The 18,777-nt window shown below is 66.9% G+C and carries 20 protein-coding genes and 1 pseudogene; 10 read left to right on the top strand and 11 right to left on the bottom strand.

The window, feature by feature from the left end; genetic code table 11:
* The 4 genes from ACFHWS_RS27455 to ACFHWS_RS27440 all read right to left on the bottom strand — a co-directional run.
* Positions 1 to 204, bottom strand: a 204-nt coding sequence (locus ACFHWS_RS27455; RefSeq protein ID WP_416569469.1) for a hypothetical protein, incomplete at its 3' end; no start/stop codon positions are given.
* A gap of 373 nt (positions 205 to 577) precedes the next feature.
* Positions 578 to 1,213: a dihydrofolate reductase family protein gene (locus tag ACFHWS_RS27450; RefSeq protein ID WP_416569468.1), complete on the bottom strand. Its 636-nt coding sequence runs from the start codon at positions 1,211 to 1,213 to the stop codon at positions 578 to 580.
* Positions 1,213 to 1,722 carry an SRPBCC family protein gene (locus ACFHWS_RS27445; RefSeq protein ID WP_416569467.1) on the bottom strand — a complete coding sequence of 170 codons (510 nt, stop codon included), beginning with the start codon at positions 1,720 to 1,722 and terminating at the stop codon, positions 1,213 to 1,215. Before ACFHWS_RS27445 ends, ACFHWS_RS27450 begins: the two co-directional genes overlap by 1 nt.
* Before the next feature lie 3 nt (positions 1,723 to 1,725).
* A complete protein-coding gene (locus tag ACFHWS_RS27440) occupies positions 1,726 to 2,067 on the bottom strand; it encodes an ArsR/SmtB family transcription factor (RefSeq protein WP_416569466.1) in 342 nt (113 codons plus the stop codon).
* A gap of 101 nt (positions 2,068 to 2,168) precedes the next feature.
* On the opposite strand from ACFHWS_RS27440, the gene ACFHWS_RS27435 reads away from it, so the two are divergent.
* The 3 genes from ACFHWS_RS27435 to ACFHWS_RS27425 all read left to right on the top strand — a co-directional run bounded on the left by ACFHWS_RS27435 (position 2,169) and on the right by ACFHWS_RS27425 (position 3,223).
* Complete coding sequence (locus tag ACFHWS_RS27435) at positions 2,169 to 2,522, top strand: type II toxin-antitoxin system RelE/ParE family toxin (RefSeq protein ID WP_416569465.1); 354 nt, start codon at positions 2,169 to 2,171, stop codon at positions 2,520 to 2,522.
* Positions 2,523 to 2,524: 2 nt separating this feature from the next.
* On the top strand, positions 2,525 to 2,824 hold the full coding sequence (locus ACFHWS_RS27430) for a helix-turn-helix domain-containing protein (RefSeq protein WP_289211317.1): 300 nt from the start codon (positions 2,525 to 2,527) through the stop codon (positions 2,822 to 2,824).
* Between the two features lie 81 nt (positions 2,825 to 2,905).
* Positions 2,906 to 3,223 carry a helix-turn-helix domain-containing protein gene (locus ACFHWS_RS27425; RefSeq protein ID WP_416569464.1) on the top strand — a complete coding sequence of 106 codons (318 nt, stop codon included), beginning with the start codon at positions 2,906 to 2,908 and terminating at the stop codon, positions 3,221 to 3,223.
* An 11-nt stretch (positions 3,224 to 3,234) separates the two neighbouring features.
* On the opposite strand, the gene ACFHWS_RS27420 is transcribed toward ACFHWS_RS27425, so the two are convergent.
* From ACFHWS_RS27420 to ACFHWS_RS27410, 3 genes are all read right to left on the bottom strand, one after another.
* Positions 3,235 to 4,530: an ATP-binding protein gene (locus ACFHWS_RS27420; protein WP_416569471.1), complete on the bottom strand. Its 1,296-nt coding sequence runs from the start codon at positions 4,528 to 4,530 to the stop codon at positions 3,235 to 3,237.
* A 148-nt stretch (positions 4,531 to 4,678) separates the two neighbouring features.
* On the bottom strand, positions 4,679 to 5,914 hold the full coding sequence (locus ACFHWS_RS27415) for a helix-turn-helix domain-containing protein (RefSeq protein ID WP_416569463.1): 1,236 nt from the start codon (positions 5,912 to 5,914) through the stop codon (positions 4,679 to 4,681).
* Positions 5,911 to 6,054, bottom strand: coding sequence for a hypothetical protein (locus tag ACFHWS_RS27410; protein ID WP_416569462.1), 144 nt, complete (start codon positions 6,052 to 6,054; stop codon positions 5,911 to 5,913). The genes ACFHWS_RS27415 and ACFHWS_RS27410 overlap by 4 nt, the downstream gene beginning before the upstream one ends.
* Before the next feature lie 239 nt (positions 6,055 to 6,293).
* Here ACFHWS_RS27410 and ACFHWS_RS27405 point away from each other — a divergent pair, with 239 nt between their 5' ends.
* Both ACFHWS_RS27405 and ACFHWS_RS27400 read left to right on the top strand, forming a co-directional pair.
* Positions 6,294 to 7,661: a hypothetical protein gene (locus ACFHWS_RS27405; protein ID WP_416569461.1), complete on the top strand. Its 1,368-nt coding sequence runs from the start codon at positions 6,294 to 6,296 to the stop codon at positions 7,659 to 7,661.
* A gap of 33 nt (positions 7,662 to 7,694) precedes the next feature.
* Positions 7,695 to 7,883 carry a DUF397 domain-containing protein gene (locus ACFHWS_RS27400; protein WP_416569460.1) on the top strand — a complete coding sequence of 63 codons (189 nt, stop codon included), beginning with the start codon at positions 7,695 to 7,697 and terminating at the stop codon, positions 7,881 to 7,883.
* 200 nt (positions 7,884 to 8,083) lie between these two features.
* Here the strand turns inward: ACFHWS_RS27400 and ACFHWS_RS27395 are convergent, their stop codons facing one another.
* The 3 genes and pseudogenes from ACFHWS_RS27395 to ACFHWS_RS27385 all read right to left on the bottom strand — a co-directional run bounded on the left by ACFHWS_RS27395 (position 8,084) and on the right by ACFHWS_RS27385 (position 13,892).
* Positions 8,084 to 8,353: a MafI family immunity protein gene (locus ACFHWS_RS27395; RefSeq protein WP_416569459.1), complete on the bottom strand. Its 270-nt coding sequence runs from the start codon at positions 8,351 to 8,353 to the stop codon at positions 8,084 to 8,086.
* A gap of 322 nt (positions 8,354 to 8,675) precedes the next feature.
* Positions 8,676 to 10,613: pseudogene (locus ACFHWS_RS27390) on the bottom strand (polymorphic toxin-type HINT domain-containing protein); the annotation flags it as partial.
* A 102-nt stretch (positions 10,614 to 10,715) separates the two neighbouring features.
* The gene (locus ACFHWS_RS27385) at positions 10,716 to 13,892 is read right to left on the bottom strand and encodes a DNRLRE domain-containing protein (RefSeq protein ID WP_416569458.1); all 3,177 of its coding nucleotides are present in this window, start codon (positions 13,890 to 13,892) and stop codon (positions 10,716 to 10,718) included.
* Between the two features lie 285 nt (positions 13,893 to 14,177).
* Between ACFHWS_RS27385 and ACFHWS_RS27380 the strand changes: the two genes are divergently transcribed.
* From ACFHWS_RS27380 to ACFHWS_RS27370, 3 genes are all read left to right on the top strand, one after another.
* Positions 14,178 to 14,666, top strand: a complete 489-nt coding sequence (locus ACFHWS_RS27380) for a hypothetical protein (RefSeq protein ID WP_416569457.1) — start codon at positions 14,178 to 14,180, stop codon at positions 14,664 to 14,666.
* Positions 14,667 to 15,375: 709 nt separating this feature from the next.
* The gene (locus ACFHWS_RS27375) at positions 15,376 to 15,774 is read left to right on the top strand and encodes a scabin-related ADP-ribosyltransferase (RefSeq protein ID WP_416569456.1); all 399 of its coding nucleotides are present in this window, start codon (positions 15,376 to 15,378) and stop codon (positions 15,772 to 15,774) included.
* Positions 15,771 to 16,193: a hypothetical protein gene (locus ACFHWS_RS27370; RefSeq protein WP_416569455.1), complete on the top strand. Its 423-nt coding sequence runs from the start codon at positions 15,771 to 15,773 to the stop codon at positions 16,191 to 16,193. Before ACFHWS_RS27375 ends, ACFHWS_RS27370 begins: the two co-directional genes overlap by 4 nt.
* 82 nt (positions 16,194 to 16,275) lie before the next feature.
* Here ACFHWS_RS27370 and ACFHWS_RS27365 read toward each other — a convergent pair whose 3' ends face one another.
* Positions 16,276 to 16,488, bottom strand: coding sequence for a hypothetical protein (locus ACFHWS_RS27365; RefSeq protein ID WP_416569454.1), 213 nt, complete (start codon positions 16,486 to 16,488; stop codon positions 16,276 to 16,278).
* A gap of 133 nt (positions 16,489 to 16,621) precedes the next feature.
* Between ACFHWS_RS27365 and ACFHWS_RS27360 the strand changes: the two genes are divergently transcribed.
* Positions 16,622 to 17,368 carry a polymorphic toxin-type HINT domain-containing protein gene (locus ACFHWS_RS27360; protein WP_416569470.1) on the top strand — a complete coding sequence of 249 codons (747 nt, stop codon included), beginning with the start codon at positions 16,622 to 16,624 and terminating at the stop codon, positions 17,366 to 17,368.
* Positions 17,369 to 18,253: 885 nt separating this feature from the next.
* A partial coding sequence (locus ACFHWS_RS27355) for a transposase family protein (protein WP_416569453.1) occupies positions 18,254 to 18,777 on the top strand: 524 nt, incomplete at its 3' end.

Genomic DNA, 18,777 nt, shown 5'->3' with positions numbered 1-18,777 from the left:
ACGTACACCGCGTTCGCCGGCACCCGACACGAGGCGACCGCCCGGCTGATCGTCCGCCGCGCTGACCCGCGCCGCGATCACACACAACCTCACCCGCGCCGCCGGACACCTCGCCGCGGGCACCTGGTCGACCGCCAGACCCGCCACCATCCGGACCCGGATCATCACCGTCGCGGCCCGCCTCGCCCACCGGGCCCGCACCATCCACCTGCACCTGCCCGAGTACCGGCCCTGGCAGGCGGCGTTCGACAACCTGTTCACCGCCGTCCGACCGGCACCCGGCTGACCACACCCCACCAGCCGAAACCAGGCGGCCCGACCACAGGCCACAATCCCGTTCCACCCCGAACACTCACCCTCGGAGCAAGCCGATCACGTGATCGGCGACTCCCTCACGCCCGCCGCACCACCCAACACAGAAATGATCGACCAACATACAGCGGCAACCGCGTCGGTGGATCGAGGCAAGGCTGTGCGGGAGATCGAAATCGTCCCGCACAAGAGATTTTAGCAGCCAGTTGGCCGAACCACGCTCCCACGAACGAAGTTCCTTGCCCACGGGGGAAGTACTGCCTAACTACCGGGGGTGGACGGCGTAGGTCAGGTGCGTCACCCGTGTCGATGGTTCCGAACGGATCGGCTCCAGCGCGACCTTGGACGCGTCCACGCCATCGAACAGGCGGGTACCGCCACCGAACAGCACGGGCGCGAGCGCGATCGAGAACGCGTCGACCAGGCCGGCGTTCACGTACTGCAGGATCGTCTCGCTGCCGCCGGCGATGCGGACATCCCGGTCGCCGGCAGCCTCGCGGGCCTGGTCCAACGCACGGTGAATGCCGTCGTCGACGAAGTGGAAGGTGGTGCCGCCCGGCCGCTCCCACGGGTCACGCCTGTTGTGCGTGAGCACGAAGACCGGAGTGTGGAAGGGCGCTTCCGCTGGCCATGCCTGCTCGCCGAAGTCGAACATGCGCCGGCCCATGATGCTCGCGCCGGTGCGCTCGAACGTTTCCCGGGCGATGTCGTTGTCGCGCCCCTCCTCGCCGCCGTCGCCCAGCTTCAGGTTCTCCCGGAAGAACCGCAGCGGGAAGGCCCACGCCTGCAGCTCCATCCACTGCGCCATCCAGCGCTCCAGTTTCGGGTCCTGCTCCTGCTGCTCGGGCGCGCTGAAGCCGTCCAGCGACATCGACACGCTGAAGAACACCTTGCCGGCCATCAGCGACCCTCCTCCTGCCGCTGGGCGAGTTCGGCGACGTAGGCCGCCAGGTTGCTCAACGTCTGCTCGCCGCCCTCGATCGCGTGGTACTTCTCCACGGCCTGGTCGCGTAGCTCCCTGGTGGGGAAGACGGTACACATCACGATCCGGGTCGCCGCGCCGTCCGGTGCGAAGGCCAGAGTCGACTCGAAGGCGTTCGGGTCGTCGCGGGACTCGCCGTGCAGCAGGGCGATCCGCTGCGGTGGGACGATCTCGGTCCAGGTGATCCATTCGGAGTAGTTGGTGCCGTCCGGGCCGTGCATCACGAAGTCCCACTCGCCGCCGACCCGGAACTCGAAGGAGCGCGTGGTGGTGCTGAACCCCTCCGGACCCCACCACCGTGACAGGTGCCGGACCTCGGTGAACGCCTCGAACACCAGCTCCGGTGGGGCGTCGATGACCCGGGAGATCACGATCTCCCGGTCGGCCGTCGCCGGCTCCGCCGATGTTTCCCGCTCTGCTCCTGCCATCGGTCACTGCTCCTGTCGTGTCTGCTTGAGGTCCTGCACGTAGCTGTCCAGCCGGTCGAAACTGCCGTTCCAGAACTCCTCGAACCCGCCGACCCACTCGTGGATCGGCCGCAGGCCGCCGGCGTCCAGGCCGTAGAGGCGCTGCTTGCCCGACTCGCGGACCCGCACCAGCCCCACCTCCCGGAGCACCCGCAGGTGCTTGGACGCCCGTGGCTGGCTCATCCCCAGATCCCGGGCCAGGTCGGTCACCGGCCACTCGCCCGCCCGCAGCAGCGCCAGGATGTCCCGGCGCTGCGGCTCGGCGATCGCGTTGAAGACGTCCGACGTCGTCGCTGCTCGTGCCACGCCAGTCATCATATTCCCATAACGGAATGCGTCAAGTGGGTCGCGCAGTCAAGCTGACGTCGGGCCAGCTGTGGCCGCCGTGCTGCTATAACATCTATGCTATGCCCTGGGGTGTCGTGGAGCTGGAGCCGGAAGTAGAGAAGTGGTTGGAGAGTCTGCCGAGTGCCCTGTTCGCCCGAGCCGCGTTCTACGTCGACCTGCTGGCCGAGCAGGGGCCGTTACTGGGCGAGCCTTACACGAAGCAGCTTGATCGGAAGCTCCGTGAGTTGCGGTTCCACCTTGAGCAGCACGCGGTAAGGGTCACCTACTGGATCGGGTCGGGAAGGCGGATCATCTTGCTGACGGTCTTCTTCAAGACCCGGATGCGCGAGGAGCGGGAGATCGACCGGGCGCGGCAGGCGCTGGCGCGGCGTATCGACGAGGCACACCAGGTTGAGGGCAAGGAGGAGGTCTAGTCATGGGTGAGGGTGGCGGTTGGGCTGCGATGCGGGAGCGGCGGTTGGCTGAGCCGGGTGCCGCTGAGGCGTACGAGGCGGCGCGGTTGGCGTTCGAGCTCGGTCGTTCGGTGCGTGAGCTGCGCGAGCGTCGCGGTTGGAGTCAGACGCAGCTGGCCACGGCGTCGGGGATGACGCAGTCTGCGGTGGCCCGGTTCGAGGCTGGCGGGACCGTGCCGACACTCGTGGTGCTGGAGCGACTGGCAGCGGCGCTGGGAGTGAGCCTGAAGGTCGGCTTCGAGCCCCGCGACGCCGCTGCCTGACGAGGCTGACAGCAGATCAGTGGTGGAGTCTGCCCAGCTGCGAGATCGATCGAGGAGAAGGTGCCATGAGGAAGGGGAACCGTGATGGGCTACACGCGCTGGAGCGACGTCCGGAGTGCCTATGTCGAACGGGCCGGCGGCGAGGAGGCGGTCGAAGCCGGCAAGCGGGAACTGCTGGCCACCGTCGTCGGGCACCGCCTCGCCGAGGTACGCAAGGCCCGAGGCCTGACCCAGCAACAGGTCGCCGACCGGATGGGCGTCACCAAGGGCCGGGTTTCCCAGATCGAACAGGGCAAGATCTCCGGGCAGGATGTCGTCGCCCGCTACGCCGCCGCGCTCGGTGGCCGGCTTCACCAGGCCATCTACTTCGACGACGGCGCCATCGCCGCGATCGCCTGACCCGCACCCCATCACCGCGTCAGCGTGAGGTAGCCGCTGATAGGTGTCCAGAGTCGGTCGACGGGCATGATGTGAATGCGGTCTTCGTAGGTGAACGAGCGTTGTCCGGTGCTGAACGCCACGCCGGCGATGAACCTGTCGCCGAGTGCGTCTCGTAGCGCTCGGAGGCCTTTGAGGTCTGCGCCCGCGACGCGTTCGTTCGCCTTGACTTCGAACGCGAGGACCCTGCCGTCGTCGAACTCGATGACGTAGTCGACCTCGCCGCCGTCGTAGGTGCGCCAGTGCCCCGTAGTTACGTTTTCGTCAAGCCAGGAGGCCTGCTTGCGAAGCTCGCCGACGACGAAGCTCTCGAGGAGGTGCCCGAACTCCGTCAAGGCGGCCGGGTCGAGTGTGGCGAGTTTGGCGGGAGAGACTCGCATCAGCCGGGCGGCCACCCCGGTGTCGACGACATGCACCTTCGGTGATGCTGCGGCTCGCGCGCGTAGCGTCGTACCCCAAGCAGGAAGTCGGTCGATGAGAAATAGGTCTTCGAGGAGGCGGACGTAGCCTTCGATGGTCTTGCGCTCACCTGCGAGGCCCTGGGACGCGCTGGTGAGGTTGAGTACCTGCCCGGTTCTTCCAGCCAGTCGACCCAGCAGCTCGCGCAGCATGCTGCGCTGACGTACCCGGACAAGCTCGATGGCATCGCGCTCCAGCGACTGGCGGACGTAGTCGTCGAACCAACGGTCGCGCGCGGGGCCTGTGCGGCGCAGGGCCAGGGGGAACCCTCCAGCGCAGAGTCGATCAACGTACTCCGTCCGGGTGGTCGTCGACGCTGGCCTGGCTGCGACGGTCGCGTCGGGCGCTGCGCGAAGCGCCGGCAGGAAATCTTCATGGACGCCGCTGATCTCTCCTTGTGACATGGGCCAGATCGTCATGGTGTGCAGGCGGCCGGTGAGTGCCTGCGCGGTGCGGGGCAGCGCGTCCTGGCGGGTCGACCCGGTCAACGCGGCGGTACCCGGAAGGCTGCCTTCGCGGTTGAGTCGAGCCTTCAACGCGTCGAGGATCTGCGGGGCATGCTGATACTCGTCCACGCAGAGCAGGCCCGGCGTCGTGACGGCTGTCTGCGGGTTGGCCACCACCGCGTCGCGAATGCCCACCTCGTCCAGGTCCAGAACGGGGACCCCGTGCCGGTCGGCGAGCGCGCGCAGGACCGTGGACTTGCCAACGGACCGAGGGCCGTGCAGGGCGATGACCGGCTCCACCCGGAGCAGGTCATCGAGCAGCGCAGAAACTCGCCGCTGCGCGATCCCGGCGAGTGGTTCCATCACCCTGGCCCCCTCCGTAGCAGCGAAGTACCGAATCCCAGGAGCTGAAACTACCACTATTCGAGAAGTGCGGATACCAACATTCGAGCAACCGATATGCCAAATTTCGAGCACTTCACAGGGAGTCGCGGTCCAGCAGGCCGGCTGGTCAGGGTCGTGGGGTGAGGCCGATGGTGGTGGCGAGGCGGGTCAGGTCGGGGGTGGGTGCGGTCCGTAGGAGCGTGGCGACGACGGTGTGGGCGACCGGTCGGGTGCGGGTTTCGGCGGGGGCGGTCTGGTCGGCGGTGATGATGGCGCGGGCGGCGGCGGTGGGGTTGCCGGTGTCGAGGTAGACGCGGGTGATGTCGATGAGGTGGGCGGCGCGGTGTTCGGCGGGTAGCTCGCGCCAGCCGTGACCGGCGGTGGCGTGCTGGTGGTGGGTGATGGCCTGGTGTGGGTCGCCGAGGGCGGCGGCGAGGTGGGCGCGGGCGAGTGCGACGGCGGTCGGCCCGAATGCGGTGGTGGTGTCGCCGTGGTCGGTGCGCCGCTGGTGGTGGCTCATGGCGGCGGCGTGTGTGTCGGCGTGGTCGGTGAGCTGGTGTGCGGTGGCGGGGTCGTTGCCGGTGGCGGCGGCGAGGGCGGCTTCGATCAGCAGGGTGCCGGCGAGGGCATGGTCGTCCGGTGCGGCGTCGTTGGTCGTGGCCGGGTCGATCAGCGGTACGGCGGTGAGCGCGGCCTGCGTGGCGAGGGTGCTGCGGTGTGCGGCGCGGAGCGCTTGGGTGAGGGCGATGGCGGCTGCGGCGGTGTGCCGGGGGTGGCCGTTGGCGGTGGCGATGGCGCGGTCGGCTGCGAGCCAGGCGAGGTGGGGTTCGTCGAGTTTGGTCAGCAGGTGGGCGGTGAGCCGGTAGACCCGGGTGAGCAGGTACGCGGCGTCGGGGGCGTCGCTGGTGGTGGTGTGGCGGGTGTGGGTGAGCAGGTCGGGCAGCGTGCGGAGCAGTTGTGGGTAGTGGGCGTGCTGGTAGGCGGTGTGGGCGTACTGGATGCGGTGGTGCAGGTCGTCGGCGGACGGTGCGGGTTGGTCGGGGGTGGGGGTGTCGTAGCGGGCGAGGGCGGCGCGGAGGTGTTCGACGGCGGCGGCCGTGGTGTTGGTGGTGGGTTCGGGTCGGCTGGTCGTGGTGGGGCCGAGGATGGTTTCGGGGGTGACGCCGAGGACGGCGGCGACGGTGTGGACGACGGAGATGCGGTCCAGGGAGCGGATGCCGCGTTCGACCTTGTCGACCCAGGAGTGGGACTTGCCGATCCGGTCGGCGAAGACCTGCTGGGTCAGGCCACGTCGGGCGCGGAGTTGAGCGACCCGCCGGCCGATGGGCAGTTCGGCGATGCGGTGGCGGCCGGGCGCGGTCATTGATGCAGGCTGCGGTAGATGGCTTCGGTGGTCGCCCCGCAGCGCGGGCACCACCGGGACTTGACCCGGAACGTGAACAGGCCGAGCAGGAAGCCGGGCATCAGACCGGCGAAGACGATCGGTAGCAGTCTGGCGATCACGAGCACTCTCACCTTCTGGCGAGGCCGGCGGGGCCGGAGCGTTGCCACGCCCCGACCCGCCGGCCCGTTTCACCGGAATCGGATTCGGGTCATCGCCGGAATCCGATGTACTCAGTTGACCTCAGTCGGGTGACGGCGGCGGGGTGCGTATCGGTGCGGATCAGTGTCGGGGAAGCCTCCCGGACACCAGGTCCGCTACCGTGCGTGGGAGCGACCACTACGGGTGAAGGGTCGATGCGGTGGCAGTCAGCGGGGACGGAATCCGGCGCTTGTTGGCCGAGGCGGGCTGGCAGCCTGAGCAGCTGGCCCGGCGGCTGAACGAGTGCGCCGAGCGGCACGGTCGTGCGGAGCGGCTGCACCTCAAGACGCCGTACAAGTGGAAGAAGGGCGAGGTACCGCGTAGCCCGTGGCCGTCGCTGACCGTCGCATTGCTGTCCGAGCAGTTGCAGCGGACGGTCACCCTCGACGAGCTGGGCTGGCCCGATGATGGTTTCGACGCCGCGCCGGCGTCGGCTGGTCTGGAACTACCGTGGACACCTGCCGGGGCCTTGCAGGCAGCCATGGTCGTGAACGAACCTGAGACAATGACGCACCGACGGATGTTCCTCGCTCTGCTCGGTTCCGCGCTGACGTCACCGGCACGCGAGTGGATCATCGCCCAGCAGCCGTCGGACGTCGCCTCGACGACCGGTCGGCCGCTGTCCGGTGAGGTCGTCGACCACCTCGACGCCGTCACCGCGAGTCTGCGGCGGATGGACGACCACCTCGGCAGCGGCCAGACGCTCGGCCTGGTCCGTCAGCACCTGGCGACCGTGGTCGAGGGGCTACGCGAGCGCCGCTACACCGACTCGGTCGGGCGGCGACTGCACGGCACCGCCGGTGAGCTGATGCGCCTCGCCGGCTGGCTGTCGTTCGACGGCGGCAACCACAGCCAGGCCCAACGGTTCTGGATCGCCGGCCTCTACCAGGCCCACGCCGCCGGTGACCGTGGCCTCGGCGCGAACATCCTCGGCTTCATGTCCTGCCAGGCGAAGGACCTCGGTCAACTCCGGCAGTCGATCACCCTCGCCGAGACCGCGCGGGCCAGCTACCCCGCCACCAGCCCGAAAGTCGGCACGATCCTCGACCTGCGCGCCGCCGAGGCGTACGCCAACAACCACGCCGTGGCCGACACCCGCCGTGCGCTCGACAGCGCCTTCGACCGGCTCACCGACGAACGTCCGGAACACGGCGACCCCGACTGGGCGTACTGGATCAACGAAGCCCAGGCCCACGCCCAGGCCGGCTACTGCTACGTCAAACTCGAAGACTGGACCCGCGCCCGCGAACACCTCCGAGCCGCGCTACGACTCCAAAACGACGAGTACAGCCGCGAAGGAGCACTACGCAACGCCCTGCTCGCCACCACCTACGTCCGGCAGGACCAACCCGAACTGGACAAGGCACTCGCCCTCGGCGACCAGGCCGTCCAGACCCTCACCGGGCAGGTCACCTCCGCCAGGTGCATCAAACACGTCCGCAACCTCGTCGGCGCACTCGGCCCCTACCGACGCACCCCCGCCGTCCGCCGATTCTGCAACGACACCAAAGACCTCATCGCCACGTGACTAGGCCAGCAGCCATCAGACGAGGGAGCGAGCATGGAACGTAACACCTGGCGCACGTCGAGCCGGTCCGGCAACAACGGCCAGCGCGTCGAGGTCCGCGACCGGGGCACCCAGATCGACGTACGCGACTCCAAAGCCCCCGCCGCCGGCACGCTGACCTTCGCCCCCGCCGCCTGGACCACCTTCACCACCACCATCAAGACCCACAGCGCCCGCCCGTAACCCCTGAATCCCCCTGCTCGTGGCGACTCTCCACACGGGCCGCCACGAGCGCACCAGCTGTGCGTCAGTCACAGCCGATGATGGCTGCTGAGTCGGGAGGCGGCATGCGCCGATCTGAAGGTCGATAAACCGGGTGGCAACCGACACGACACCACCCGGTTCATCCGAGACGAATCTCAACTACATGTCGGCGGAACCATTCAGTCAACTATAAGCTCGTCGAGCCTCTCCAAGGCAGCGGGCTCCTCCAAGTAGTTCGCAACCACTCTGAGGCGTTCATAATATGACCGCGATATAGCAAGGGAGTCCTCGAATAGCCAGGAGCAAAGGGTATCGAACGCCAGCCCTATTTCCCCGACCCGTACCAACTCCCGCACGTCGCCCCTGACGTCACCCGACATTATAGGAGAATCGTCCAACAAGGCTAAAATGTCCGCTTGCGCCTGCCTGAAGTCCACGTCATCGCCCAATCGGGAAGCCCGTGATGATTCGGTCCGTAGCCGGCTCGAAGATCACCCGTATATTCACCCCATCATAGACGCCCTCGATCTTGACTCGCGACAGCTCGCCCTTCTTGGTATACAGCGATCCATGCGCGCCCTTCTGTCAAGTCCAAGTACTGGATGGATTCGTAGCAATATCAGCGACGCTTTCCAGAATCTTGTCGGTATCCCAAGACTCCGGAAAAACTGTCTTGCCCGGCTGTCCCGGCCACTTATGTCCACCGCCAGTACGATTGCCAGAAATGATGTGATATTGGGCATCGCCATCAATTAGATCCCGACCAGGGCCGCCGCAGTTGTGGACCAACACCGGCACGTTGCCGGCGAGTACATGGTAGGTGTGGACGTGGCTGATGGTGAGGTTGTGGACGGTGGCGTGTGGGACGGTCGATCGGTGGATGGCGGTGATCTGTACCCAGGTGCCGGTGCTGGTGTGGAGCCATTGGCCGGGTTGGAGGTGGGTGGCGTCGATCCACTGGTCGAGTTCGGGGACCCAGAAGGGGTGTCCGTCGGTGGCGGTGATCTGGGCGGTGTCGTCGCCGTGGTGGCCGTCGGTGTCGATGGTGATGGTGACGAGGTGTTTGACGCCGTCGCCGGTGATGGTGGCGGTGACGGTCTCGATGCTGGTGGTGCCGGTTTCGGGGTCGGTGGCGATGACCTTGTCACCGGGCTTGACCTGTTCGATGGGCTTGGTGGTGGCGTCGGCCATCAGGACCTTGGTGCCGGGGGTGAAGCTGTTGTTCAGCGGGCAGCTGTCGGCGGGTTTGTCTCCGCCGCCGCTGGATCCTGCGTTGGAGCGTGAGCTGGCGCCGGTGTTGCCGCCGGGTTTGGAGCTCGCCTTGCCGCTCCCGCCTCCTCCTGCGCTGGTCCGGCCGCCGCCTCCGCTGCTGGTGGAGGCTTTGGGGTTGGTTTTGGCCTGGGCCTGTTTCTGGACGGGGTTGCCGGTCTTCTTCGACGCGTTGACAGCTGTGTTGCTGGTGGTGTTGGCCTTGTCGGCGGCTTTCTTCGCGGCGGCCTGCGCGGCGCGTTTCGCCCGCTCGGCGGCGGCCTTCTTCGCGTTCAACACGACGGTCTCGGCGGCGCGGGCCGCTTTGAGGACGGCCTGGGCGGCGGCTTTGGCTTTCTGCCAGGCCCTGATCGCGGAGAAGGTACGTTCGACGGCTTTCACAACCCGGCCGAACGCTTTGAACATCTTGAAGGCGGGGATGAACTCGGTGACCAGGTCGACGCAGGACCAGACGCTGCCGCCGAAGCAGCCCAGCGCGGCGTTGAGGCCGATGAACTCCTTGAGCACGTCCCAGGCCACCGACAGGATGACCGACGTCATCGACCGGCCCGCGGCCGACTGGGCCTGGGCGACCTGCGCGGTGGACAGACCCGCCCCGGCCAACGCCGCCGCCCGCTCCGACGCGGTCAGGCTGATCGACAGACCCGACGGGTCGGCGTGGGTGACCGGGTTGTTGTGCGCGTACGCGTACCCGTTGGACTGCAACGGGTCCGCCACATCGAGGACCGGGTCGGCGGACAGGAACCGGCCCACCACCGGGTCGTACAGGCGGGCGCCCAACGGGGTGTAGCCGGACGCCTCGTCCGGGATCGCGCCGAGGAACCCGGCCCGGGTCTTCAGATTCGTGGCCAGCACGTCGACCGCGCGGGGGTTACCGAACGGATCCCGTTTCAGGATCCGTACCGGCATCCCCGACAGGGTCGAACCGACCTCCGCGTACGGGCTGCCCTGATGATCGGTCGTGACCGCCGCCAACTGGACCGACGCCGACCCGTAGGCGTACCGCAGCATGCCGCCACCCGGCACCGGGTAGCTGCGCTGACTGTTGACGTTCACCCCACCAGCGGCCACGGTGACCACCGCGTCGGCCAGGTGCAGCGTCGCCCGCCGGTCCTGCACGGTCAGCAACCGCGCCCCGTCCGGACCGTAGACGTGCCGGGTCTCGTCCTGCGCCGACCACACCTGACCGGTCGCGGCAGCATCACACACGGCCAACACGACCGGCGTCGAGTTGGCGGTCGCACCGCCATCGACCGCCAGACACAGACCGGACCCGGTGTGCCGCAACTGCCCGACCGCGGTACGGGTCAACCGCTGCGCCGCGGTGCCGTCACACGCACGCAGCTGGACCGCCGACCCGGTCGTGTCCCCGTCCGGCTGGACACACCAGTCGTCGTACACCCGCAACGTGCCCAGGCCGGTGCCCGCGCCGCCGGCTACGCCATGCGCCGTGCTCGAACGGCTGCGACTACTGCTGCGCCCGGATCCCTATCAACGGCTCGACTTGCAAATCGGCGACGGACGTCGACGACGCGGCGGCGGTCAGCCGAGCCCCTTGGCGCCCGGATAGGCCGTGTCCGAAAGAACCTGCACGGCGGTGCCTGCGGCGGAGGTGGAGGGGTGGTACACCCGTAGTTGTCCGTCCGACGTCCACCGGGCCCACATGTCGGGTATGCCGTCGCCGTTGACGTCGGGGACGCCGATCACCAGGTCGACGCTCGCGGCCGACCAGCCGGTGCCGAAGGAGACGTCACCGTCGCGGGAGTTTACTGCCAACTTCAACGAGTGCAGATCGACGCTACCAGCGACGGTGCCGGGTAGGCCGTGCCGCACAGACATTCTGCCGTTGTCCAAGTCGCGCCACAGTAGGTCCGGGGTTCCGTCCTGGTCGATGTCGGCCACGTTGACGATCTCCCTGCGGGCCCAGGCGGTGCCCTCCATCAGGGTCGCCTGCTGGAAGCTCGCTCCGGTGTAGCCGCTCAACGTCCAGAATGCGGTGCCGGCCCGCAGCGCCAGGTCGGGGTGCCCGTCTCCGGTGATGTCTCCGACGGCCTTGAGCTGGGTCCAGGTGGCCGGGTCCGGCGCGCCAGCCGGCAACCGCACCCGGATCCGGTCGTCGACGTCGAAGCTGCCGTACCCGTCGCCGGGGTAGATCCAGAAGCCGCCGTCGGGGGTGCGGACAAACAGGTCGGTGATGCCGTCGCCGGGGAAGGCGTCGCCGTACTTGGTGAGCAGCGCGACCTGGGAGGTCGCCGGGTCGTACCAGTGCCCGGCCGGGTCGAGCTGGCCATCGGCGCTGTACGACGCAGCCAGGGATCCGTACAGGGCTCCGTCGGTGTCGCTGGGATAGGTCCGCAGATTGCCGTCGGCGTCGATGATCGTCAGATCGGGTCGTCCGTCGCCGCCGGTGTCGCCCGGCCCGTCGGCGGTGTCGCGAGGCGGTACGTAGAAGGTGTGGTCGGTGCGGGCGCTCCGGTTGCCGGCCGCGTCGTACGCGTACACCTGCAGGGTGGTCGGACCGGAATGTCGGGGTCGCAGGTCGGGCACGGTCGCCGTGCCGGAGTTGGCGGTCACGTACGTCAGCTCACGCCCGCCGAGCGCGTAGCTGAACTGGGCGGCGTCGGCGGCGGTGAAGGTGACCGGACCGGTCTGGCCGAACTGCACCGTTGCCCAGGTCGCTCCGTCCGGGGTGGCGGCCAGGAACACGTCGCTGGTGACGGCCGGAGCTGGTGGCGCGCTGGCGTCGATCGTGATCCGACAGGGTTGATCACCTGGCGGGAAGTACCACGATGTCGCGCCGTCGGTGTCCTCGGACCGGACGTCCCAGGAGTAGGTGACGCCATCCACCAGGCTGGTGGCGGGGATCGTCACGCTGCCCCGTCCGCTGCTCAGGCTGGTGACGAGGGTGCCGGCGGGCACCGTACCGCCGGTGGGCCAGAAGCGGAAGCGCAGCCCGCGCAGGTTGCCGTCCGGGTCTGAACCAGTGGCGGCCAGCACCAGGTTGGTCCGGGCGACGAGGGTGCCGCCGCCGGGCCCGGGTGCGCAGTTTCCGCCGGGTGTGACGGTGCCGGCGGTCGGCTCGTTGGGGCTGCGGTTGTAGACCACGGTCAGCTCGGTCGCGCTGACCTGGAACTTGCGCCAGGTGTGGGTGTCGTCCTCGTCGGTGGCCCGCATGACGAAGGTGATCTGGGACCAGCCGTTGGTCGCGCCGGCCTGGGCACCCTGCTGCACGTCGAAGCTGACGTAGGCGTCGGCGCACTGGTTGCTGTAGCCGTGCGCGAACGACCGACGCTGCTGCTCGGAGATCCAGTCTGGCTGCTTCTTCCAGGTGGTGCCGGAGGAGATCGCACCGGTGAGCCACAGCCGCATCTCCCGGGCCTGGCAGCTCCACGAATGGTTGTTCAATAGCCGCAGGCTGGCTGAACTGACCGTCGCGCCCTCGATGTTGCTGTTGAAGCCCATCCGCCAGAAGGTGCGGGCGCGCAGCGGCGTCTCCTCCTCGTAGCCGACCCGAGCGACGGTGGTGCCGTTGTTGAAGTTGGTGCCGTTCCAGGTGTTGGTGTTCGGGTGCTGGCTGTAGATGGTTGCCCACGCCTGGGTGGTGCTGCGCATCGTCGGGTCGAGGAAGACCGGGAACCGGACCTCGGCGTCGTCCAGCAGTCCGCTGGCCGCCGCGTCCAGCCGTAGTCGCGCCTCACCGGTGCCGTCGCCGTCGAGTGTGCTGGGCAGCTGGCCGATCTTGGAGCCCGGCTCGGCACCGCTGAGGCCGGACAGGCGCAGCACGTCGGTCGTGGTGGCCACCGAGGTACGCGGTGGCGCGTCGGGGTCGTCCGTGTTGCGTCCGGAGGAGTCCCAGCCGAACGGGGTGGGAATGGAGCTGATCTCCTCGTCGTCGGCCGGATCGAGGATCCGGACCCCGCCGGTGACCGGATCGTGCTGGAAGACAGCGGTCGCCGACCGCAGGCCGTAGTTGATCTGGCGGACCGAGTCCACCGTGGCCGCGTCGGGCGTCTTGACGATCAGAAGTTGGCCGACGCCGCCGTCGTCGCGTACCACCATCAGCAGGTCGACGCCGGGCAGCACGTCAGGGTAGAGCGCCCGGGGGCCGTCGAGCACCGGCTCGGGTAGCGGACCGGGCCAGGTGTACGTGATGGTGTGACCGTCGAGGTCCAGCTCGGCCAGCACCCGGTCGGTGGTGTCGGTGGTCTGGGTGTCTGCTGCCGCGTACCGGTCGGCGGCCGCTCCGCCGCTGGAGAAGCGGACCGGTGCCGGAGCGTTGACCGGCCGTACGCCGAGACCGTCGGCGTCGTCGGCGACCCGGCTTCGGCCGGCTCCGTCGGCCCGGCCCTGGTCGGCCGCGCCGGTGCGGGTGAGGGTGGTGTCGAGTTCCGCCCACTGCCCGGTGGCGTCGCGGGCCCGCTGTGCGATGGCGTGGCTGGTGGTACGCAGTTGCCCGTCCGGTCTGGCCCAGGTGAGTGAGGTGGCGGTCGTCGCGGTGTCGATCAGCACCTCCTTGCCGGTGCGGCGGGCCTGGGCCAGGGCCGCTGAGTCGTCGAGCGGGCCGGCCGATGGTGCCGGGTCCGGGGCGACGAGTCGGTCGATGGTGGACCGCAGCAAGGGCAGCGTCGCGGCGACGAGCGCGACCACCAGCAGACCGATGGTCAGGGTGAGTCTGGTGCGCGTACGCGTGAATGGGCTGAGCAGGCGAGGCGCGGTCACTGCGGTCTACTCCCGTGGGACCCGGTGGGCAGGAACGATGTGGACACCACTGCGCCCGCTCGGCGGACACGGGGCAAGAGTGGAACCTTGCGCGTAAGATGGCACCTGATCAGAGCGACGGACCAGGCTTGTTCGGATTGCCAGATCACTATGTTGGTGGATTGATGGATGCAATCATTCCCGGATCGGGTCGAGTGATGTGATGGGGCAGCCATGAGTCGATATGACCTCGATAATGAGGCGTCGCGTCTGGTGCGACGGACCGACGAGGAGCCTATTAGATCTTTGGCGCTGCTGGTCATCAGACCTGTGGCCAGTTCGGCGGACTATGCGGAACGCCTTCGCTCGGTTGTGGCGGCGGGCGTGGACGCAGCGCGAACTGCCGACTTCGAACAGAGTGAGGATATTTCTGTCGAGGCATTGCCGCCGTGGTTTCAAGTCCTGTCGACCGAAGGTCAATTGGACGTAAGGAATGATGAGGTAGGAATTGAGGGGAGGAGGCAATATCTCGCTCATCGAGAAAGCCGCCCATGGTCCTGGCAAGACTGGATCTATTGTTTCGAACCAGGCTTACGTGCTTGGTCCTGGTGGGATCTGACTGTCCGGGAGGATGGCCGGCTCAGTCTATGGGTGGACACGAAAGGTGAAGCGCATGTTCCATGCGAGGAGCTTTGGTGGTCTGCCTATGTGTCGGGCGCATTGACAATCGATTCAATGATGCTGGAGTCGGCCGATGTGTGGGCCGGACAGGCAAGCGTTGGCGCGTTGCAATGAGGCGGACCAGTGACTCCGGAGAGTAACCAATGTTCTGCTCTGTGCGGTGGTGGGCGCCCCGGTATGCCCCGGTTGCCGTCAGCGTTGCCGTCAAGCTCTCGGATAGCATGCGCATGAATCGATGCAAGTGCCCACTATGGATTCGAGCGTAGGCCCTTGCTGGTGTGCGGCGTCCTGCGGCGCGTTTGTCGGCCGTGGTGTTCAGTGGCGTGCCGCGTCGCGGCTCGGCGTCGATCGCCGGGAGCCGGGTCGTGACTTGACCCTCCACGCGATCGTCACGGCCTTGAGCGTCGACCGGCGCACTGGCTTCTGGCCGTCTTGGGAGTCTCGTTGCGTGGGCGCGTGCGCGCGGGGCCGGGACGGCTGTAGCGCGCGCGCGTGCGTCCGGCGTAGCCGGGCGCGCTTGATCCTGTAGAGCAGTTTTGAGCCAGTCGGATCTTGGCCGAGGGCCTCGGTCCGGCTGGCTCACTGCTTCGATGCGCGGTCGCGGCTGCTGCGGGGACACTTGGCGGGCGGCGAGGGCTGGTCGCCGCCGCTGGTAGGTTGGGGCAGCCGGGGCGCGGACGTCTCCCCAGGTTGCCGTCACCGTCGCCGTCAACACCGATAGAGTTCGATGCGGCGAGTTGGTGCCACACGCGAAAGGCCAGGTGAAACGCCACAAACATGTAAGTCACACTGCGTGACGGGCTGAAAATCCCACACGTACCATGTGATAGCCGGCACCACGCCGGTGCTGGTGCACAACTGTGGTGACACCTTCCGAAGCGATACCCGTGGCCCAGATGAGATCTTTGAGACGGGCTTTGAGCCGCGTGGGTCGAACATGGACCTTGAAGAACATGTGGCCGGCGTGTCCGGCACCTATACGCCAGCTTCTGGTTACGTATCTACCACAACAAGTGAAGCTCACGCGATTTCCAGAGGCGGGTATGTCTACCGCATCCGAGGCGTCGATGGCATTGATGTCAACAAAGCAATTCCTGGCAACAGGATGGCACATGAGAGGGAGATCGCCGTTCCGGGACGCGTTCCTACCGAATGTATCGTTGGCTGCCGAATGCCAGATGGAACCTTCCGCTCCAACCCAAATCTTAGGGGACGACGATGATCGAAACGGTCGAGCTCCAGGCTGTTGCCCGTGACGGCTCGTTACGTCGGGTTAAGCTGGCCTTGGAGTTGGCGCCACGACCGATGCTCTCTGTCGAGTTGGAGGGTAGAGATCTCGGCAGTGGTTCGGGTGACAATGTCTTGGTGGCTTTGATGAATGCCAGACTGATACTTGAACAAGAGGGGCAGCTTCTATGTTGCCAAGGTGCTCGCGTCAACGTCTTCGCGTCTGGAATGCTCCAACAGTTCAGTGGCGGCAGGCAAGCCTACGTTTTGACGGATAAGCAGTCTCTAGCTGATTCTGAAATTGTGGACGTCCTCGCGCCGGCCAGCCCAGACGAGGTGGTGACCGTCGCGGAACAGAGGGCGTTCGTATTCCGCTTCTTCAAGCTCGACGATCGATCCAGTGGTCAAGCCTGATTCGCGGCAGGAGGTAGGCGGTCGCGTCCATTGTGGCCGAATAAGGGCTCGCAAACCGTGGCGGGGACTGTAAGAGCGTGTCTCAGGTGGTGAGTGTGATGTAGCGCTTGTGGCAGGTGAGGGCGGCGGCGAGGGTGACGAATGCGCAGTACAGGCCGGGGTCGCGTTCGTAGCGGATGGTCAGCCGGCGGTAGCCGGTGAACCAGGCGGATGGGTGGGCCGCGGCGTGTGCGTGGGCGTTGTTGGACTTGATTCCGTGGACGAAGGCGATCGGTCTGGTTCGGAAGGCGGACAAGTTCATCTCCGCGGTGACGCGGGTCGGTCGTCAGTTGTTGAAGTGGCGTGACGACACGAAGTGGGCTGATCGGGTCCTGGCGGGTGCGTCGTGTCCGGTTCCGAACAGTTTCCTGTCGGGGACCCGGGTGGTGATGGCCGGTGGGGGTAGTAAGCCGATTGAGGATCTCGAGGTGGGTGAGGAGGTTCTCGCCACGGATCCGGAGACCGGTGAGACGGCGGTCAAGTGGGTCGAGGTCGTGATCACGGGTGATGGTGACAAGGATCTCGTGGAGGTGTCTGTCGCGACCGGTGGTGGCGGTCGGTCGGTGATCACGGCGACGGACGAGCATCCGTTCTGGGTGCCGGGGCTGTCGGAGTGGGTCGACGCGGCAGACCTTGCGGTCGGGCAGTGGTTGCAGACCTCCGCCGGCACGTGGGTCCAGATCACCGCGGTCGAGCACCGTACCGAGGCGACACGGGTACACAGCCTCACCATCGCCGACATCCACACGTACTATGTGGTGGCCGGCACCACGCCGGTCCTCGTACACAACTGCGGCACAACTGATCTATACCGAGTCTCCCCGGTTGGTCGCGGTTCCAGTGAGTTGGACCACGGGCTTGACCCGCGCAACCATCCGCTGGATTTGGATGAAGGTCTGGACGGTTCGGCTTACTTTGGTAACAGGGCGAGGGTTGAAGACTACGCCTCCCAGCACCGCGATTCCCATGGTCAGGGGTTCAAGGTGGCAGTCCCGACGAAATGGCTGAGTAGAAACAATATTGAGCCTATGGAGGATTTCCTAAACGAAGGTGCGGTTGAGTACTCTATTCCGTCGCATCTTTTCGATGAATTCAATTCATTCCCGCGCACCCCTTGGAAGCCTGGTGGCGCCTGATGGAAAATTCTGAGTACCCTAAATATTTTCTGGTTGAGTGTCGGATAGTCAGGCATCAGCACTATGGATTGGTGGTGCGTACGGTGCCTGGCGATCGGCCAGGATACGTCGACGAATCCGCGATATCTGATCAGCAATATGCCCCGATGGATGAGTGGCCAGGTGTCGGCGAGGCTGTGCTATGTGTCATTCTAGGCGACACTCGGGACGGTAGACTTCGGTTGAGCTCTCGGCCTCGTGATGTGGCGCTCGCATGCGCAGTCGTAGATGTTGAGGTTACGCTTTCGATATGGCGCCGAATACGTGATGAGGCGACCGTAGAGCCTGATCCACTTGTGGAGTTCTTCGGATCACAGGAAGCTGTGCCAACGTTGCGATGGGCGCTTAGTAGACCGGACGGATCCACAGATCGTTCACGTGCGTCTGAGATTGTCGAGAAAGCGCCTGATTGGCTTAGAAGGCAACTGCGCTGAAGAACAAACGAGCCTCCCCTTCTGTGGCGGAGAGTGCTGACTGTCTGTACCCGCGCGTCGCTGTGCGCCTGCGTTGCCGTCACGGTCGCCGTCAGATGAGGTGGTGTATTCATCATCTCCGATGGGAAGCTGATGTCTGGACCAGTCGCGGCGGACACCCGGAGGCAGGCTGCGTAGCCACGGGCACGGCAAAGTCGGAGTGTGTGTTGTTGGGTACTCCGTGTTGATGTCCGGAGTGGATTCGACGGGGCGGGCACGGCTCCGGTGATCTTGAGGTTCTCGACGCCTTCGGATCACCTTGTGGAGTACCGTGCCCGCGCCTGCATCATTGCTGATCAACGCTGTCCAGTGCCAGCCGGACCGGAGGACGTGGCCTGTCCTACTACTGGGCCGTGACGGCCAGGAATGCCTGATGGCGGCGTTGTCGCAGGTTCCCGATCCGCGAGATGCGCGGGGTATCCGGCATCGGCTTCCGACAGTGCTCGGGTTGGCGTTGGCGGCGGTGTTGGCCGGGAGCGTGTCGGTGTACGCGGTCGGGCAGTGGATCGCCGGGTGTTCGCAGAAGACGTTGAAGGCGTTCGGTGCCCGGGTGGACCCGGTGACCGGCCGGTATGTCGGCCCGGACGAGAAGACGGTGCGGGGGTTGTGTGCCCGGCTCGACGGTGACGCGTTGGACGCCGTCCTGGGTCGGTGGCTGCAGCGCCGGGCGGACGCGGCGGCGCGGGCGAGAGCCCGGGTCGGGGTGCGGCCGTCGCGGGACGGTAAGGCCCGACGCCGGGCGAAGGCCGCTGGCCAGCGGCGTCGGCGGGCCAGTGCGCGGGACCGTCACCGGCCACGGTTGCCGCAGGTCGCGGTGGACGGGAAGACCAGGCCGGGGAGCCTGTCCGAATTTCTGTGTAACGCCCTATCCTGTCCAACTATCGGGCATCGATGGGG

Origin of the sequence: Micromonospora sp. LOL_013 (assembly GCF_048060315.1) — a bacterium.
Lineage (GTDB): Bacteria > Actinomycetota > Actinomycetes > Mycobacteriales > Micromonosporaceae > Micromonospora_E.
The sequence above is the reverse complement of the archived record's forward strand: the minus strand, read 5'-3'. Positions and strand labels throughout refer to the sequence as shown.

Excerpts from the sequence above, each read along its gene's own strand:
- ACFHWS_RS27445 (WP_416569467.1), bottom strand. The coding sequence starts at position 1,722 with ATGGCAGGAGCAGAGCGGGAAACATCGGCGGAGCCGGCGACGGCCGAC.
- ACFHWS_RS27415 (WP_416569463.1), bottom strand. The coding sequence starts at position 5,914 with ATGACCGCGCCCGGCCGCCACCGCATCGCCGAACTGCCCATCGGCCGG.
- ACFHWS_RS27360 (WP_416569470.1), top strand. The coding sequence starts at position 16,622 with ATGGCCGGTGGGGGTAGTAAGCCGATTGAGGATCTCGAGGTGGGTGAG.
- ACFHWS_RS27435 (WP_416569465.1), top strand. The coding sequence starts at position 2,169 with ATGCCCTGGGGTGTCGTGGAGCTGGAGCCGGAAGTAGAGAAGTGGTTG.
- ACFHWS_RS27370 (WP_416569455.1), top strand. The coding sequence starts at position 15,771 with ATGATCGAAACGGTCGAGCTCCAGGCTGTTGCCCGTGACGGCTCGTTA.
- ACFHWS_RS27400 (WP_416569460.1), top strand. The coding sequence starts at position 7,695 with ATGGAACGTAACACCTGGCGCACGTCGAGCCGGTCCGGCAACAACGGC.
- ACFHWS_RS27430 (WP_289211317.1), top strand. The coding sequence starts at position 2,525 with ATGGGTGAGGGTGGCGGTTGGGCTGCGATGCGGGAGCGGCGGTTGGCT.
- ACFHWS_RS27420 (WP_416569471.1), bottom strand. The coding sequence starts at position 4,530 with ATGGAACCACTCGCCGGGATCGCGCAGCGGCGAGTTTCTGCGCTGCTC.
- ACFHWS_RS27450 (WP_416569468.1), bottom strand. The coding sequence starts at position 1,213 with ATGGCCGGCAAGGTGTTCTTCAGCGTGTCGATGTCGCTGGACGGCTTC.